Raw genomic sequence first — 16,878 nt, forward strand, 5'->3', positions numbered from 1 at the left:
AATGTTTGAGGAAGACAACGCGCAGTGGGGGCTGGTCCATGCTCTGGTGCTCGATGGCAAAGGTGGCGCGCGTTCTATCGCTCGGACCGAATTGGATGGCTTGCAGTTGCAGCCGCAGGAGAGCCTCTGGCTGCATTGGGACCGCAGTCATCCGCAGACCCGCAGCTGGTTGCTGCGCGAAAGTGGCCTGAGCGAATTCAGCTGCGATCTGCTGCTGGAAGAAAACACCCGTCCACGTCTGCTGCCGTTGGCCAATGAACAAGTGTTGCTGTTCTTGCGCGGGGTCAACCTCAATCCGGGCGCCGAGCCCGAAGACATGGTGTCTGTGCGCATCTTCGCCGAGGCGCAGCGGGTCATCTCGCTGCGCTTGAGGCCACTGCGTGCCAGCGATGAAATTCTCCAGCTGCTGGATCAAGGGCGCGGGCCGAAGTCGGCGTCCGAGCTGCTGTTGCTGATGGGTGAGCTGTTGACCGAAAAGGTCCAGGCCCTGGTCAGCGATCTGTCCGAGCTGGTCGATATCGAAGAAGAGAAGGTCGAATCCGACGAACGGTATAGTCCAGAGCACGGCAGCCTGCAGCAGATTCGTCGACGTGCCGCAGGCTTGCGACGGTTTCTGGCGCCGCAACGGGACATCTATGCCCAGCTTTCCCGCAACAAGTGGAGCTGGTTCGCCGATGCCGATGCCGATTACTGGAACGAGCTCAACAACAGCCTGATTCGTTATCTGGAAGAGCTCGAGCTGACCCGCGAACGCGCGGCGCTGGTGCTGGAGAGCGAGGATCGACGGCGCAGCGAGCGGATGAACCGGACCATGTACCGCTTCGGTATCATCACCTGTATTTTCCTGCCCATGAGCTTCATTACCGGCTTGTTGGGCATCAACGTTGGGGGTATCCCCGGTGCCGACAGCCCCTATGGCTTCCTGTTCGCCAGCCTGGTGGTATTGGGCCTGGCGCTGGGCCAGTGGTGGTTGTTCCGCAAGCTGCGGTGGGTGTGAATGGTGCATTTTGAAACAATCGTCATGCTGCGCCGTGTGACCCATCGCCTGGCGCCCTCGTCTTTGACTGACACTGCGCGAGGTGCCTATGCACGATCCGTTTGAACAATCGTTGCGCGACCTGCTCAACGCGTCGCCATCCGGCCAGGACCGAGACGACGCTGCGTGCCTGGGGCGCGTGCTGAAAACTGCCAACCGCCAGGTTGGTGCCGGCGTTCTGTTCAGCCTGCTTGGCCGTTGGGGCCAGGCGCTGATGATCGCCGTGAACAATGGCTCGGCGCATGTTGCGCCGGTGCGCCGCACCGCTGCCGCTGGCAGCAAAGCTGATAAGGCCGATTGAATATGGAACTCGATCTCTGGACCCAGAGCCTGGTCACTGCGATGACCGCCCTTTGGACCAAGGTAGCGAACTTCATCCCCAACCTGTTCGGCGCGCTGGTCGTGGTGCTGCTCGGTTTCGTGGTGGCCAAGCTGCTCGACACGCTGCTGTCCAAGCTGCTGGCCAAGTTCGGCCTGGACCGCTTGATGAGCGGCACCGGCCTGACCAAGATGCTCAGCCGGGTCGGCATCCAGGTGCCGATCTCGACCCTGATCGGCAAGATCGTCTACTGGTTCGTACTGCTGATCTTCCTCGTCTCGGCGGCGGAATCGCTCGGCCTTGAGCGGGTTTCGGCGACCCTGGACATGCTTGCGCTGTACCTGCCCAAAGTGTTTGGCGCAGCCTTGGTACTGCTTGCCGGTGTGCTCCTGGCGCAACTGGTCAACGGCCTGACGCGGGGTGCGGCTGAAGGCATTGGCCTGGAATACGCAGCCGGCGTTGGGCGGATTGCCCAGGGCCTGGTGATCATGATTGCGATCTCGGTGGCCATCAGCCAGCTCGAGGTCAAGACCGACTTGCTCAACCACGTCATCGTCATCGGTTTGATTACCGTTGGTCTGGCAGTTGCATTGGCCATGGGGCTGGGTAGCCGGGAAATCGCCGGGCAGATCCTGGCCGGAATTTACGTTCGCGAACTCTATCAAGTCGGCCAGCAGGTGCGGATTGGAGAGGTCGAAGGGCAGATCGAAGAGATCGGCACGGTCAAGACGACGTTGCTGACCGATGATGGCGAACTGGTGTCGTTGTCGAATCGAGAACTGCTCGAGCAGCGAGTCGATAGCCGCTAACCGCACAAAAGCTGTTAATGTATGCCGCCGCGAAAAACCGACCCTTTGGGGCGGCGCGGCGAATTGACCTGACTGTCGGCCAGATCCGTTTTGAATAAAGTTCACTCGCTGCCCATGCGCTATGACCCCCGCGAGCTCACCGACGAGGAGTTGGTGGCGCGTTCGCATGAGGAGCTGTTTCATGTTACTCGCGCCTATGAAGAGCTCATGCGGCGCTACCAGCGGACCTTGTTCAACGTCTGTGCGCGTTACCTTGGGAACGACCGGGATGCGGACGATGTCTGTCAGGAAGTGATGTTGAAAGTGTTGTACGGCCTGAAGAACTTCGAAGGTAAATCGAAGTTCAAGACCTGGCTCTACAGCATCACTTACAACGAGTGCATCACCCAGTATCGCAAGGAGCGTCGTAAACGAAGGCTGATGGATGCCCTTAGTCTTGACCCTGTTGAAGAGGCGTCTGAAGACAAGGCTCCAAAGCCCGAGGAGAAGGGTGGCCTGGACAAATGGCTGGTGCATGTTAATCCGATCGATCGGGAAATCCTGGTGCTGCGATTTGTCGCAGAGCTGGAATTCCAGGAGATCGCCGATATCATGCACATGGGCTTGAGCGCAACCAAAATGCGTTACAAGCGTGCGCTCGACAAGCTTAGAGAGAAATTTGCAGGTGAGGTTGAAACTTAGTGACCGGCAAATGTCTCTAACCACCGGCGAGTTCTGCTAGACTAGCCGTCGAGTTGTCCCCCGGATTTTGGTGGGACCGCTTAACTATCACCAGATGGGGATTTAACGGATGAAATTGAAAAACACTTTGGGCTTGGCCATTGGCTCGCTCGTAGCTGCTACTTCGTTCGGTGCTCTGGCTCAAGGCCAAGGCGCTGTCGAAATCGAAGGTAACGTCACCAAGCAGTACTACGACAGCGAGCGTAACTTCAAGAACGACGGCACCAATCCTGGTGTTCGCCTCGGTTACTTCCTGACCGACGACGTTTCCCTGGATCTGGGCTACAACGAGACCCACAACGCTCGTGGCGAAGTCTTCAACAAAGACATCAAAGGTTCCAAAACCAAGCTGGACGCCACCTACCACTTCGGTACCGTTGGCGACGCGCTGCGTCCGTACGTCTCCGCTGGCTTCGCCCACGAGAGCCTGGGCCAAGCTACCCGTAGCGGCCGTGACCACTCCACCTTCGCCAACGTTGGCGCTGGCGCCAAGTGGTACATCACCGACATGTTCTTCGCCCGTGCTGGCGTTGAAGCCATGTACAACATCGACAACGGCAACACCGAGTGGGGCCCAACCGTTGGTCTGGGTCTGAACTTCGGTGGTAGCGGCGGCAAGCAGCCTGCTCCTGCTCCTGCTCCAGTTGCTGAAGTTTGCTCCGACAGCGACAACGACGGCGTTTGCGACAACGTCGACAAGTGCCCAGACACCCCGGCCAACGTTACCGTTGACGCCGACGGCTGCCCGGCAGTTGCCGAAGTCGTACGTGTTGAGCTGGACGTGAAGTTCGACTTCGACAAGTCGGTCGTCAAGCCAAACAGCTACGGCGACATCAAAAACCTGGCCGACTTCATGAAGCAGTACCCGTCGACCACCACCACCGTTGAAGGTCACACTGACTCCGTCGGTCCAGACGCTTACAACCAGAAGCTGTCCGAGCGTCGTGCCAGCGCTGTCAAGCAAGTGCTGACCCAGCAGTACGGTGTTGAATCCAGCCGTGTTGATTCGGTTGGCTACGGTGAGACCCGTCCGGTTGCTGACAACGCCACCGAAGAAGGTCGCGCTGTTAACCGTCGCGTTGAAGCGCAAGTAGAAGCTCAGTCCAAGTAATTGGTTTGAGGTTCATGAAAAACCCGGCCTAGGCCGGGTTTTTCTTTGCCTGAAATTCGTCCTGGGTGCTAGCTGGCCAACTGCTGTTGCAGGGTCTGCTGGGCGGCGTGTCCGACGACTTCGCCAATCACCAGGATCGCAGGGCTTCGCAGGCCGAATGCATGGGCATCTGAGCCCATTCGCTGCAGCTGACTGCGGCATTCGCGCTGATTGGGCAGCGAGGCGTTTTCGATCATCGACACAGGCGTATCGCCAGGCATGCCGGCGCTGAGCAAGCCTTGGCGGATCTCCTCCAGGCGGGCGACGCCCATGTACACCACGAGCGTAGTGCCGCCCTGGGCTAGTCCTGCCCAATTCAGCTCGCTGTCATCCTGGGTGTGTGCAGTGACCAGCGTCACCCCGCGGCTGACGCCACGCAAGGTCAGGGGGATACCGCACTGGGTCGCGCCGGCCAGTCCTGCGGTAATGCCATTGACCACCTCCACTTCAATGCCGTAGCCCTGCAACCACAGTGCCTCTTCGCCGCCACGGCCAAAGATGCACGGATCTCCGCCTTTGAGCCGCACTACGCAACGACCCTGGCGGGCATGGCGCAGCATCAGCCGTTGAATGAACGCTTGCGGCGTCGAGCGACAACCGCCGCGCTTGCCCACGGCAATCACTCGCGCCTGCGGGCAGTGCTCGAGCAGCGCCGGATTGACCAGGTCATCGATCATCACCACCTGGGCCTGGCGTAGCGCACGTACCGCCTTAAGGGTCAGAAGCTCAGGGTCGCCGGGGCCTGCGCCCACCAGCCAGACTTTTGCATGCATTGGGGTGTTCCTCATCAGCAGCGCCGCTCAGCCTTTGAACAGGCAGAACAGCGCAATCAGGTTGAACAGCATCGATAGCAGCGCCAAGGTCCGCCAGACTTTCAGCGGTTCGCGCTCAAGCAATGGCCGAGGGCGGCCGGTCAGCTCCTGGCGGTCACCGCGTTCGAGCAACAACAGCCACTGCTCAGCGGTTTCGAAACGCTGCGCAGGGTCTGCGGCGACGGCCTGCTCCAGGTTGCGCTGGAGCCACTCGGGAAGGTCTGGGCGATAGCGCGCCGGGTTAATCGGGTTGTTGAAACGCGGGTGCTGGAACGCTTCGATTTCGCCATAGGGGTAGTGCCCGGTGAGCAGCTGATACAGGGTTACGCCCAGCGCGTAGAGATCTTGGCGGGGGCTGGGCGGTTGCCCTTCGAACGCTTCCGGGGCGATGAACGAGGGGGTTCCGGGCAGATCATGCGGGGCGTCTTCGGATAGGCCCGGGCAATAGGCCAGGCCGAAGTCCAGCAGGCGCAGCTGACCGTCTTCGCCCAGGTGCAGGTTGTCCGGTTTGATGTCCCGGTGCAGCAGGTTGCGCCGGTGCAGCACGCCTACCGCTTGCAGCAGCTGGCGGGCGACCTCCAGCCATTGCACCAGCGGCAGCGGGCCGCTTTCGGTCAGCAGGGTCGCCAGGGTCTGCCCTGGGTATTCGCGCATCAGGTAGTACAGGTGCTGGCGATGGCTGGCAGCATGCACCTCGGGGAAATGCCGGCCTGCAACGCGGCGCAGGAACCATTCCTCCTGCAGCAAACGCTGCGCGGCGCCGGCTTGTGTTTCTTGGCCAGTGGGCAAGGTCTTCAGTAGCCACGGGTGGCCTTGGCTGTCGTGAACGCGGTACAGCAGTGACTGGCGGCTACGCGCCAGTTGTGCATCGACCCGCCAGCCATCGATCAGTTGCCCTGGGCGCAGCGCTGTCGGCACAGGCCACTGTTGCAGTTGTGCCAGGGTGTCTCCCAAGTTTGCTGGCCCCAGTTGCTCGACCCGCACCAGCAGGGCGCTGGCGTTGTCTTGGCTGCCGCACAGATGAGCGCTGGCCACCAGCGTATTGGCTGCCTCCTGTAGATCAGCCTGCTCGCGCAGCACCGAGAGGATGCCTTGGTCGCCCAGGCTGGCCCACACGCCGTCGCTGAGCAGCAGGTAGCTTTCGCCGCTGTGCAGCTCGCCTTCGAGGTAGTCGACCAGCAGGTGCTGATCCAGCCCCAAGGCGCGCTTGAGCACATGCTGCATGCCGGGTTGATCCCAGACATGGTCTTCGCTCAGGCAATGCAAGCGCCCCTGGTGCCAGCGATAGACCCGGCAGTCGCCAACGTGGGCCAGGGTGAAGCGCCGCCCGCGGATCACCAGCGCGCTCAAGGTGGTCAACAGCGGTTGGCCACTGCCCTGGGCGCGCAGCCAACGGTTTTGCGCCAACAGCAGGCGATCGAGCGCTTGCGGCACGGCCCAGGTCGCCGGGGTGGCATAGTAATCCAGCGCCAGCGCCTGCAGGCTGGCCCTCGCCGCTAGGCCGCCGTCAGCGCACTGGCTGACGCCGTCGGCGAGGGCGAACAGATAGCCCTTGCTGGCAGCCAGCTCCGGCGCCGGGGTGACCAGGCGCAAAGCGTCCTGGTTTTCCGCACGCGGGCCGGTGGCCGTGGCTTGGGCAAAGCTCAGTTGCAGGCTCATGTTGGCTGCCTCAGACCCGTGCCGCGGTGACCGCCGCCGAGCCCCAGGTGGTGCGCCAGCGTTGCTTGACCCCATGCAGGCCGAACCAGGCCAGCAGGCCGAGACTGGCGAACAGCCACAGCCCCAGTTGATAGTCGCCAGTGTGCTGCTTGATCATGCCCAGGCCTGCGGCCAGGATGAAGCCACCGATGCCGCCGGCCATGCCGATCAGCCCGGTCATCACGCCGATTTCCTGGCGAAAGCGCTGCGGCACCAATTGGAACACCGCACCATTGCCCGCACCAAGACCGAGCATGGCGCTGACGAACAAGGCCAAGGCCGCGGCAGCGCTGGGCAGGTTGAAGCCGACCGCAGCGATGCACACTGCGGCTACGCTGTACATGCCCAGCAGGGTACGGATACCGCCGAAGCGGTCGGCCAGGGCGCCGCCCAGCGGGCGCATCATGCTGCCGCCAAAGACGCAGGCGGCGGTGTAGTAACCGGCAGTCACCGGGCTCAGCCCGTACTGGTCGCTGAAGTAGCCGGGCAGGGCGCTGGCCAGGCCGATGAAGCCGCCGAAGGTGACGCTGTAGAAGAACATGAACCACCAGCTGTCACGATCACCCAGCGCCTTGAAATAGTCGGCCATGGCTTTGGGCTTGGGGCGTTGTGGGGCGTTGCGTGCCAGCCAGGCGAACAGCACCAGGGTCAGCAGCAGCGGGATCAGGGCGAAGCCGAACACGTTGTTCCAACCAAAGGCTGCCGCCAGCGCCGGGGCCAGCAGTGCGGCGAACACGGTGCCGGAGTTGCCGGCACCCGCGATGCCCATGGCCTTGCCCTGGTGTTGTGGCGGATACCATTGCGAAGCCAGTGGCAGCGAGACCGCGAACGAAGCGCCGGCAACCCCGAGGAACACGCCGAGCAGCAACGCCTGCTCATAGCTGTGCACACCCAGCAACCAGGCACAGGCCAAGGCCAGGATCACCACCACCTGACCGAGCAGGCCGGCGGTTTTTGGCGACAGGCGATCGACCAGCATGCCCATCGCAAAGCGCAGCAGTGCGCCAGCCAGGATCGGTGTCGCGACCATCAGGCCACGTTGTTGCGGGCTCAGTTGCAAGTCGGCGGCGATCTGCACCGCCATGGGGCCAAGCAGGTACCAGACCATGAAGCTCAGGTCGAAATACAGGAACGCGGCGAACAGGGTAGGCACATGCCCGGACTTCCAGAAACTCGTACTCATCGAACACCTCGCGCGGCTTGCAACGGTAGTCATGCCCTGTCTGTGCAGGGCCGGAACGAAAAAGACGCCGCTACCCGATCCACCACAGTGGAGGGGAGAGCGACGTCTTTGTCGGAGGGTTGGGCAACCGCCGTTGGCTACCTGTGGTATTTGTTCAGCAAGAGCCGGGCCAATCTTGAGCCGGCTATTTTGGCTTGTCAGTGCCGGTCAGCGCTTACTGGCCGCAAGGCTCAGCCCAGCATCTCGTGCATGGCAATAATCTGCTCGGCCACCTGTATCAGCTTCTGCTGTTTGCTCATGGCCTGGCGACGCATCAGGGTGAAGGCCTGCTCCTCGTTGCAGTCCTTCATCTTCATCAGCAAGCCCTTGGCCTGCTCGATGCGCTTGCGCTCGGCCAGTTGCTGGTCGCGCGCCAACAGCTGGGCCTTGAGCGCCTGGTCGCTCTCAAAGCGGGCCATGGCTACATCCAGGATCGGCTGCAGGCGGGCGCTATGGATGCCTTCGACGATGTAGGCGCTGACCCCAGCCTGGATCGCCTGGCGCATCACCTGCGGGTCGTGCTCATCGGTAAACAGCACGATGGGGCGCGGTCGATCACGGCTGACCAGCACCACTTGCTCCATCACATCCCGCCCCGGTGACTCGGTATCGATCAATACCACATCGGGACGCACCGTTTCGACGCAGGCGGGCAGGTCGATGGTCAGCCCGCCAGCTTCGATGACCTCGAAGCCGGCTTCGACCAGTGCGGCCTTGAGCCGGCCAACTTTCTTTTCGGTGTCGTCGATCAGCAGGATGCGTAGCATGTTCGTCCCCCTCACAGACCGACACGGGCGCTGGGTGTTTCAGCCATGGCATGCAGGCGAAAGCTGCGCGCATAGCCGTGGGGATCGCTGCCATCCCAGCGGATGCCGTCGATCAGCAGGCTGCTGCGCATTGGCAGCTCAGCGCAAGGCACGCCCAGTGCTGCCGCAGCTTCCCGGTATAGGCCCAGTTGCTGCACTTGGCGGGCGACGTCGAGGTAATCAGGGTCTTCGCGCAAAAGGCCCCAGCGGCGGAACTGAGTCATGAACCACATGCCATCGGACAGGTACGGCAGGTTGGCCCGGCCTTGGTCGAACAGGCGCAGCGCATGCCGGTCTTGCCAGCGGTTGCCCAGGCCGTCCTGGTAGTCGCCGAGCAAGCGCGGCTCGATGTTTTCCAGCGGCGTATCCAGGTACGCCTTGCCGCTGAGCAACTGGGCGGTGCTGCGGCGATTTTCCGGGCTCTGCTCGACGAAGCGGCTGGCGGCGAGAATGGCTGTGATCAATGCTCGGGCGCTGTTGGGGTATTGCTCGACAAAGGCGCGCGCGCAACCGAGGACTTTTTCTGGATGATCTGGCCAGATCGACTGACTGGTGGCCAGGGTGAAACCTTGGCCTTGGGCCACGGCATCGGCCGACCAGGGTTCGCCGACGCAAAAGCCATCGATACGCCCGGCCTGGACGTGAGCGACCATCTGCGCCGGTGGCACCACGACACTGTGCACGTCGCGCAGTGGATGAATGCCTTGGCTGGCCAGCCAGTAGTACAACCACATCGCGTGGGTGCCGGTGGGGAAGGTCTGGGCGAAGGTCAGTCGTGGGCCATTTTGGTGCGCAAGCCTGGCCAGTGCTTCAGGGCTGGTCACGCCCTTGCGTTGCAGTGCCGGCGACAGGTTGATCGCCTGGGCATTCTGGTTGAGGCCCATGAGCACCGCCATGTCGCTGGCCGGTACTCCACCGATACCCAGGTGTACGGCGTAGATCAGGCCATATAGACAGTGCGCTGCGTCGAGTTCGCCGCTGACCAGTTTATCGCGCAGGCCGGCCCAGGAGGCCTGGCGCTTGAGGTTGAGGGTCAGGCCCTGTTGCTGGGCAAAGCCTTGGGTGGCTGCGACCACTACCGAAGCACAATCGGTCAGAGCCATGAAGCCAATGTCCAGGCTGGGCTTTTCCGGTGCATCGCTGCCGTTGACCCAGGCCAGAGGTGTTGCGCGGGGGAATGTATTCACGAAGCTCCTCGCCCGTACTGAATAGGCTTTGAAGCCTGAGCGAAGCAAGCGATATGCCAGAGGTGCGGTAAAGGCCTGTCGCGGCGGCGGCGTGCTGGCTATAATCGCCCCCTCACTCATCCCCGAGTCTTGCCCGCCCATGTATACCCTGGCCCGCCAGCTGTTGTTCAAGCTTTCTCCGGAAACCTCCCACGACCTGTCCCTCGACCTGATCGGCGCAGGTGGCCGGCTGGGGCTCAATGGCTTGCTGTGCAAGCAGCCGGCAGCAACCCCGGTGACCGTCATGGGCTTGAACTTTGCCAACCCGGTAGGCCTGGCCGCGGGTTTGGACAAGAATGGCGCGGCCATCGATGGCTTCGCCCAGCTGGGCTTTGGCTTCGTCGAGATCGGTACCGTGACCCCGCGTGCGCAACCGGGCAACCCCAAGCCGCGCCTGTTCCGTCTGCCAGAGGCGAGCGCGATCATCAACCGCATGGGCTTCAACAACCTAGGCGTCGATCATTTGCTCACGCGGGTGCGGGCTTCGCGCTATGACGGCATCCTGGGCATCAATATTGGCAAGAACTTCGACACCCCGGTCGAGCGCGCGGTTGACGACTACCTGATCGGCCTGGAGAAGGTCTACAACGACGCCAGCTATATCACCGTCAACGTCAGCTCGCCGAATACCCCGGGCCTGCGTTCGCTGCAGTTCGGTGACTCGCTCAAGCAACTGCTCGATGCCCTGGCCGTGCGCCGCGAGCAACTGGCGAGCGAGCATGGCAAGCGCGTGCCGATGGCGATCAAGATCGCCCCGGACATGACCGATGAAGAAACTGCCCTGGTAGCGGCGGCCTTGCTCGAGTCGGGTATGGATGCAGTGATCGCCACCAACACCACGCTGTCTCGCGAAGGCGTCGAAGGCCTGCCGTTCGGCGGCGAGGCGGGTGGGCTGTCGGGGGCTCCAGTGCTGGAAAAAAGCACCCACACGGTGAAGGTGCTGGCGGGCGAGCTGTCCGGGCGGATGCCGATCATCGCTGCGGGCGGGATTACCGAAGGCCGGCATGCTGCCGAGAAGATCGCCGCGGGTGCGAGCCTGGTACAGATCTATTCGGGCTTCATCTACAAGGGCCCGGCGTTGATTCGCCAGGCGGTGGATGCCATCGCTGCCATGCCGCGCCAGTAACGGCGGGGCATAAAAAAGGGCCCCATCAAGGGGCCCCTGGGCCGTAGCCCGCCGCCCGGATGGGGCGTGCATGGTGACTCGAATTCAATGTCCTCGTTCAGCCAACGGCGTGATTTTCGTTGAGTCTATGGATGCCAGCGGTGCCGGTCATACCGTCCCAGTTATCTCCGCGACCTTCGCGCCAGCCGTTGATCCAGGCCTGGCGAACGGATGGAAGGGTGAAGGGGCAAAGTTCGCGAGATTTGCCGGTGACCCCATACTGGTAGCCACGTGAATATGCTCTTTCCAACGGATCACGCTTAAGTCTTCTCATAGGGTGTTGCCCTCACTTGTTGACTGTAATGTCCCGTCGGCCTCTCTGAGGCCGGGCAGAATCTTTCTGCCGGTTTTGCGCTCGCTGCCGGCGTCGCGAGCAGAAGTGTCGTTCCATTGCGAAACGACCTGAGTTCAGTTCTAACGAATGCGAGTCACAGTGTGAATGATCGATTTGTCATAAGGACGTAACCTTTCTGCCGATGAAAGGATAAGTAAATAAATGCGACTCAACCCTGTTTAGGCTTTAGCCCGCTATGATCAGGGTTTAGTGGCGGTTGCAGTCATTTGGCCATTGTTTCCGGCACATGACTGAAATAATTGGTAATGCGACGAAGGGTCACGCCTTCCCCGCGAACCCACGAAATTTTCACACTGCCCGACGATCAAAGCGTTTTCACCCAGGTGAGTGCTTAACTGTCGGGTGGCCTGGCGCTTGCTCTGCACGCAGCGCCACCCGAGCGCCTGTGAAAAGGGCGCTCGGGTAAACATCGGCGGGACGATGCGTCGACCCGTCACTTAAATAGCCAAAGGCTCTGGATTACTCATGTCGGACCGTTTCGAACTTTATCTCACCTGCCCCAAGGGCCTGGAAGGCCTGCTTGCCGAAGAGGCCCGTGGCCTTGGTCTGGAGGAGGTGCGTGAGCACACCTCGGCGATTCGTGGCGAGGCCGACATGGAAACCGCCTACCGCCTGTGCCTTTGGTCGCGCCTGGGCAACCGCGTGCTGCTGGTCCTCAAGCGCTTCTCGATGAAGAACGCCGATGACCTGTACGACGGCGTCAACGCCGTCGACTGGCAGGATCACCTGACCGCCGATGGCACCCTGGCCGTGGAGTTCAGCGGGCATGGTTCGGGGATCGACAACACCCACTTCGGCGCCTTGAAGGTCAAGGACGCGATTGTCGACAAGCTGCGTAACCGTGAAGGGCTGCGTCCTTCGGTGGACAAGCTCAACCCGGACTTGCGCGTACATCTGCGCCTGGACCGTGGCGAGGCGATTCTCTCGCTCGACCTCTCCGGGCACAGCTTGCACCAGCGTGGCTACCGCCTGCAGCAAGGCGCCGCGCCGCTGAAAGAAAACCTCGCGGCGGCCGTGCTGATCCGCGCCGGCTGGCCGCGAATTGCCGCCGAAGGCGGCGCCCTGGCCGACCCGATGTGCGGCGTGGGCACGTTCCTGGTCGAAGCGGCGATGATCGCCGCCGACATCGCCCCCAACCTCAAGCGCGAGCGTTGGGGTTTCAGCGCCTGGCTCGGTCACGTGCCGGCGCTGTGGCGCAAGGTGCACGACGAGGCGGCAGCCCGCGCCGAGGCTGGCTTGGCCAAGCCACCGCTGTGGATTCGCGGTTATGAGGCCGATCCACGGCTGATCCAGCCGGGGCGCAACAACGTCGAGCGTGCCGGCCTGGCGGACTGGGTGAAGATCTACCAGGGTGAAGTCGGCAGCTTCGAGCCGCGTCCTGACCAGAATCAAAAAGGCCTGGTCATCAGCAACCCGCCTTATGGCGAGCGCCTGGGTGACGAAGCCAGCTTGCTCTACCTCTACCAGAACCTTGGCGAACGCCTGCGCCAGGCCTGCCTGGGTTGGGAAGCTGCGGTGTTCACCGGTGCGCCTGAGCTGGGCAAGCGCATGGGGATCCGCAGCCACAAGCAATACGCCTTCTGGAACGGCGCGCTGCCGTGCAAACTGCTGCTGTTCAAGGTTCAACCCGATCAGTTCGTCACTGGCGAGCGTCGCTCGTCCGAGTCGCAAGAAGTCGACAGCCCACGTCCGCTGGCGGTGGCCAGCGAGCCGGCGCGGTTGTCCGAAGGCGCGCAGATGTTCGCCAACCGCTTGCAGAAAAACCTCAAGCAACTGGGCAAGTGGGCCCGCCGCGAGCAGGTCGATTGCTACCGCCTGTATGACGCCGACATGCCTGAGTACGCCCTGGCAGTCGATCTCTATCAGGATTGGGTGCACGTGCAGGAATACGCCGCACCGCGCTCGATCGACCCGGATAAGGCCCAAGGCCGTTTGCTCGATGCACTGGCGGCCATTCCCCAGGCGCTGGGCATTGATCCGCAGCGTGTGGTGCTCAAGCGTCGCGAGCGCCAGAGTGGCACCCGCCAGTATGAGCGTCAGGCTACCGAAGGGCGCTTCCAGGAAGTCAAGGAAGGTGGCGTCAAGCTGCTGGTCAACCTCACCGACTACCTGGACACCGGGCTGTTCCTCGACCATCGCCCGATGCGCATGCGCATCCAGCGCGAGGCTGCCGGCAAGCGCTTCCTCAACCTGTTCTGCTACACCGCCACTGCCACTGTGCATGCCGCCAAAGGCGGCGCGCGCGACACCACCAGCGTCGACCTGTCCAAGACCTACCTGGACTGGGCGCGGCGTAACCTGTCGCTCAATGGCTATTCCGATCGCCATCGCCTGGAGCAGGGCGATGTAATGGCCTGGCTGGAGAACTGCCGCGAGAGCTACGACCTGATCTTCATCGACCCACCCACCTTCTCCAACTCCAAGCGTATGGAAGGCGTGTTCGATGTGCAGCGGGACCACGTGCAGTTGCTCGACCTGGCCCTGGCCCGTCTGGCGCCGGGTGGCGTGCTGTACTTCTCCAACAACTTCCGCAAGTTCCAGCTCGACGAGAGCCTGAGCGCACGCTACGCCGTGGAGGAGATCAGCGCCCAGACCGTCGACCCGGACTTTGCGCGTAACAGCAAGATTCACCGGGCATGGCGTTTGCAACTGCGTTGAGGCGACGAGGTACATTGCGTCGCTAGTGGCCAATGGCTATAAATAGCTAGGGCCGGACAATTCGCAGGACGCTGACGTGACGAGAATGCTCTATGTCCAAGTGTGGCGTGCGTGCGAAGGTGTTCGGCCTGTTCAGCCAGGCGCTGTCCGCTTGGGCGGTCGCCCTGGTGGCCCTGGTGGCTGGCGGCCTGCTCACGGCCGCCCTGGCCATTGCCGCACAGACCTTCTACAAGCAGCAGTTGCGCCAGCGCTTCGAGCTGCTGGCCAATGAGCGCTACAGCCGCATCGCCGAACGCTTCGATGATCAGGAGCAGCGCCTGGATGGGCTGCGCCGATTCTTCAGCTACTCAAGCGAAATCACCCCGCGTGAGTTCGATGGCTACGTCAAACCGCTGTTGCATCGCACCCAGGCCTATTCCTGGGCACCCAGGGTAGAAGTCGGGCAGCGAGAAAGCTTCGAGCGTCAGGCCAGTGCCTGGCTCGGCCAGCCTTATCACATCCGCGATCAGGACGCGCAAGGCGTGTTGCAGCCAGCAGCGGCGCGCGAGCGTTTTTATCCCGTGCTCTATACCCAGGCGGCGACGTTGCAGGGGCAGCCCTATGGCTTGGATCTGCTCGGCCAGCCGCTGCGTGAAGCCACATTGGCGCGAGCGTCGGCGCCGGGGAGCATGGCGGTGTCGGCCCCGTTGGACATGATCAATGTCGAGCCGGTGTATGCCCGTGGCCTGCTGATGGTGGCGCCAGTCTTCGCCGAGCGCGGGCCAGACAATGCGCCCAGCGGCTATGTCATGGCGCTGCTGAGCATGCGCCAGCTGATCGCCGAGGGCCTGCCGCCGCCGGCCGACGATAACCTGGTGGTGCGCATACTCGACACCTCCGGGAGCAATGGCCAGGAAGCGCTGTACGACTCGCAGAATCCGGTCGCGCAGATCCCGATGGCCAGCAACCACTTGCTGCATTTGGCCGATCATCACTACCAGCTGTCGATCCGGCCCAGCCAGGCCTTTCTGCAGGCCAACCGTTCTTCGGCGGTGCACACCGTGGCATTGCTCGGAGGTCTGCTGAGCGTGTTGCTCAGCGCCTTGCTGTACAGCCTGTTCAGCCAACGTCAGCGCGCCTTGCGGCTGGTCGAACAGCGCACGGCGCAATTGCGCATCAGTGAACAATCCCTGCGCGGCACCCACAACCAGTTACGCAGTGTGCTCGATGCAGCGACCCAGGTGGCAATCATCGCTACCAGCCTCAAGGGTGTGGTCGGCACCTTCAATGCCGGCGCCGAACGCATGCTGGGCTACTCGGCCGGTGAGGCGGTTGGACAGCTGAACCTTGCCGACTTGGTCGAAGCTGAAGAACTCGGCCAGCGAGCGCATGCCTTGACCGTGCGTTACGGGCGGGAGATCGCCGGCGGCCAGGCAATGTTCGCCGAAACCGTGCAAGAGGCCGGCGCAGAGCCCGGCGAGTGGACTTTGGTGCGCAAGGACGGCAGCCACTTGTTGGCCAATATGCTGGTGACTGCGGTGCTCGACGAGCAGGGCTTGTGGGTGGGCTATCTGGCGATTTGTATCGACGTGACCGAGCGGCGTCGGGTGCATGAGGCGCTCGCTGCGCGTGATCGGCTGCTGGAAAAGCTCAGCGCCGAGGTGCCGGGAGGTATCTACCAGTACCGCCTGGATGCCGACGGGCATTCGTGCTTTCCCTATGCCAGCCAGGGTTTGTACGACATCTACGAGGTCGACCTGCAGTTGTTGGGCGAGGATGCGACGGTGGTATTCGAGCGCATTCATCCGGACGATCTGGAGCGGGTACGGCGTTCGGTGCGTTACTCGGCCGAGCATCTGTCGCCGTGGCGGGAGGAGTATCGCGTGGTTCTGCCGCGGGCCGGGCTGCGCTGGGTGAGGGGCGAGGCGACGCCGGAGATTGGCGATAACGGCTGCACCTTGTGGCATGGCTATCTGACGGATGTGTCTGATACCAAGCGGGTTGAGGAAGAGCTGCGAGCGCTGTCGATCACTGATGTGCTGACCGGTATTCATAATCGTCGCTACTTCCAGGAGCGGCTCAAGAGCGAGCTGGAACGGGCCCAGCGTGAGGGTCTGGAGCTGGCGGTGATCATGCTCGATATCGACCATTTCAAGCGCATCAACGATGAGTATGGGCATGCGGTGGGTGACCATGTGTTGCGTAGCCTGTGCCAGCACATTGGCCAGCGGTTGCGCCGTAGCGATGTGTTTTGCAGGTTGGGTGGGGAGGAGTTCATGGTGCTGTGTCCGGGGAGTGATGCTGAGCAGGCGCGGTGGTTGGCGTTGGAGTTGTGGCAGGGGGTGCGGAGTTTGGCGATTGAGGGGGTTGGGCGGGTTACTGCGAGTTTTGGGGTGGCTGGGTGGCGGTCGGGGGAGGGGGCTGATGCTTTGTTGTTGCGGGCGGATGCTGGGGTTTATGCGGCTAAGCAGGCGGGTCGGGATCGGGTTGAGGTGGTGTTGCTTTGAGGGGTTAGTGGCTGATTTCCTGATTTCCTGATTTCCTGATTTGTCTGATTCCATGTGTTTTGTGTGATTATCCATTCACGATGGTGATATTTCGGCACCCTTCCGCCCTTACGGCGGGTCACTTTTTGGCAAACGCCCGGTGTGCCGGCCCAGCCAAAAGTAACCAAAAAAGTCTGCGCTCCACCATCCGGCCCTACGCTGCGCTTCGGGTCCCCTCGCTTCGGTGTCTTCCGGGCCCGCGCGGCCTACGATTTGCTGCGCAAATCTACATCTCGCGCCTTCGGCTACGCCGAAGGGTGCTGACGCACCTGGCCCTCCAGACACCTACGCTCGGCCTCCTGAAGTCGCGAAGTTAGTGGCGGCGACTGGGCTGGCGTTATCTGGCGATAGTGGCAGGTATGGTGGATAGTCGGACG

Annotated in this window: 14 protein-coding genes; 8 read left to right on the forward strand and 6 right to left on the reverse strand. The window is 62.4% G+C overall.

Annotated elements, in window-relative coordinates:
- Position 1: 1 nt before the first annotated feature.
- The 5 genes from ACF8K2_RS22075 (at position 2) to ACF8K2_RS22095 (ending at position 3,995) form a co-directional block, all read left to right on the forward strand.
- A complete protein-coding gene (locus ACF8K2_RS22075; protein ID WP_264233763.1) occupies positions 2–997 on the forward strand; it encodes a zinc transporter ZntB in 996 nt (331 codons plus the stop codon).
- A gap of 88 nt (positions 998–1,085) precedes the next feature.
- Complete coding sequence (locus ACF8K2_RS22080; protein WP_186557263.1) at positions 1,086–1,337, forward strand: CrfX protein; 252 nt, start codon at positions 1,086–1,088, stop codon at positions 1,335–1,337.
- A 2-nt stretch (positions 1,338–1,339) separates the two neighbouring features.
- Positions 1,340–2,164: a mechanosensitive ion channel domain-containing protein gene (locus tag ACF8K2_RS22085; RefSeq protein ID WP_186557262.1), complete on the forward strand. Its 825-nt coding sequence runs from the start codon at positions 1,340–1,342 to the stop codon at positions 2,162–2,164.
- A gap of 114 nt (positions 2,165–2,278) precedes the next feature.
- Complete coding sequence (sigX, locus tag ACF8K2_RS22090) at positions 2,279–2,845, forward strand: RNA polymerase sigma factor SigX (RefSeq protein ID WP_372353289.1); 567 nt, start codon at positions 2,279–2,281, stop codon at positions 2,843–2,845.
- A gap of 109 nt (positions 2,846–2,954) precedes the next feature.
- Positions 2,955–3,995, forward strand: coding sequence for an OmpA family protein (locus ACF8K2_RS22095; protein ID WP_186557260.1), 1,041 nt, complete (start codon positions 2,955–2,957; stop codon positions 3,993–3,995).
- A 68-nt stretch (positions 3,996–4,063) separates the two neighbouring features.
- Here ACF8K2_RS22095 and cobA read toward each other — a convergent pair whose 3' ends face one another.
- The 5 genes from cobA to ACF8K2_RS22120 form a co-directional block, all read right to left on the reverse strand.
- The gene (gene cobA, locus ACF8K2_RS22100) at positions 4,064–4,807 is read right to left on the reverse strand and encodes a uroporphyrinogen-III C-methyltransferase (protein WP_186557259.1); all 744 of its coding nucleotides are present in this window, start codon (positions 4,805–4,807) and stop codon (positions 4,064–4,066) included.
- Between the two features lie 27 nt (positions 4,808–4,834).
- On the reverse strand, positions 4,835–6,505 hold the full coding sequence (locus ACF8K2_RS22105; protein ID WP_392467623.1) for a protein kinase: 1,671 nt from the start codon (positions 6,503–6,505) through the stop codon (positions 4,835–4,837).
- 10 nt (positions 6,506–6,515) lie between these two features.
- Positions 6,516–7,727, reverse strand: a complete 1,212-nt coding sequence (locus ACF8K2_RS22110; RefSeq protein ID WP_186557257.1) for a NarK/NasA family nitrate transporter — start codon at positions 7,725–7,727, stop codon at positions 6,516–6,518.
- Positions 7,728–7,957: 230 nt separating this feature from the next.
- Positions 7,958–8,533: an ANTAR domain-containing response regulator gene (locus tag ACF8K2_RS22115; protein WP_186557256.1), complete on the reverse strand. Its 576-nt coding sequence runs from the start codon at positions 8,531–8,533 to the stop codon at positions 7,958–7,960.
- A gap of 11 nt (positions 8,534–8,544) precedes the next feature.
- Positions 8,545–9,759, reverse strand: coding sequence for a CmpA/NrtA family ABC transporter substrate-binding protein (locus ACF8K2_RS22120; protein WP_392467625.1), 1,215 nt, complete (start codon positions 9,757–9,759; stop codon positions 8,545–8,547).
- 139 nt (positions 9,760–9,898) lie between these two features.
- On the opposite strand from ACF8K2_RS22120, the gene ACF8K2_RS22125 reads away from it, so the two are divergent.
- Positions 9,899–10,924 (forward strand): quinone-dependent dihydroorotate dehydrogenase, encoded by a 1,026-nt coding sequence (locus tag ACF8K2_RS22125; protein WP_186557254.1) that lies wholly within the window; start codon positions 9,899–9,901, stop codon positions 10,922–10,924.
- A gap of 97 nt (positions 10,925–11,021) precedes the next feature.
- On the opposite strand, the gene rmf is transcribed toward ACF8K2_RS22125, so the two are convergent.
- Positions 11,022–11,237, reverse strand: a complete 216-nt coding sequence (rmf, locus tag ACF8K2_RS22130; protein WP_079227119.1) for a ribosome modulation factor — start codon at positions 11,235–11,237, stop codon at positions 11,022–11,024.
- A 546-nt stretch (positions 11,238–11,783) separates the two neighbouring features.
- On the opposite strand from rmf, the gene rlmKL reads away from it, so the two are divergent.
- Together rlmKL and ACF8K2_RS22140 are read left to right on the forward strand one after the other, a co-directional pair.
- On the forward strand, positions 11,784–13,976 hold the full coding sequence (gene rlmKL / locus ACF8K2_RS22135; protein WP_392467628.1) for a bifunctional 23S rRNA (guanine(2069)-N(7))-methyltransferase RlmK/23S rRNA (guanine(2445)-N(2))-methyltransferase RlmL: 2,193 nt from the start codon (positions 11,784–11,786) through the stop codon (positions 13,974–13,976).
- Positions 13,977–14,068: 92 nt separating this feature from the next.
- Positions 14,069–16,462 carry a diguanylate cyclase gene (locus tag ACF8K2_RS22140; RefSeq protein ID WP_392467630.1) on the forward strand — a complete coding sequence of 798 codons (2,394 nt, stop codon included), beginning with the start codon at positions 14,069–14,071 and terminating at the stop codon, positions 16,460–16,462.
- Positions 16,463–16,878 lie beyond the last annotated feature (416 nt).

The sequence above is a fragment of the Pseudomonas sp. xss_2 genome (genome assembly GCF_043104195.1).
GTDB lineage: Bacteria > Pseudomonadota > Gammaproteobacteria > Pseudomonadales > Pseudomonadaceae > Aquipseudomonas > Aquipseudomonas urmiensis.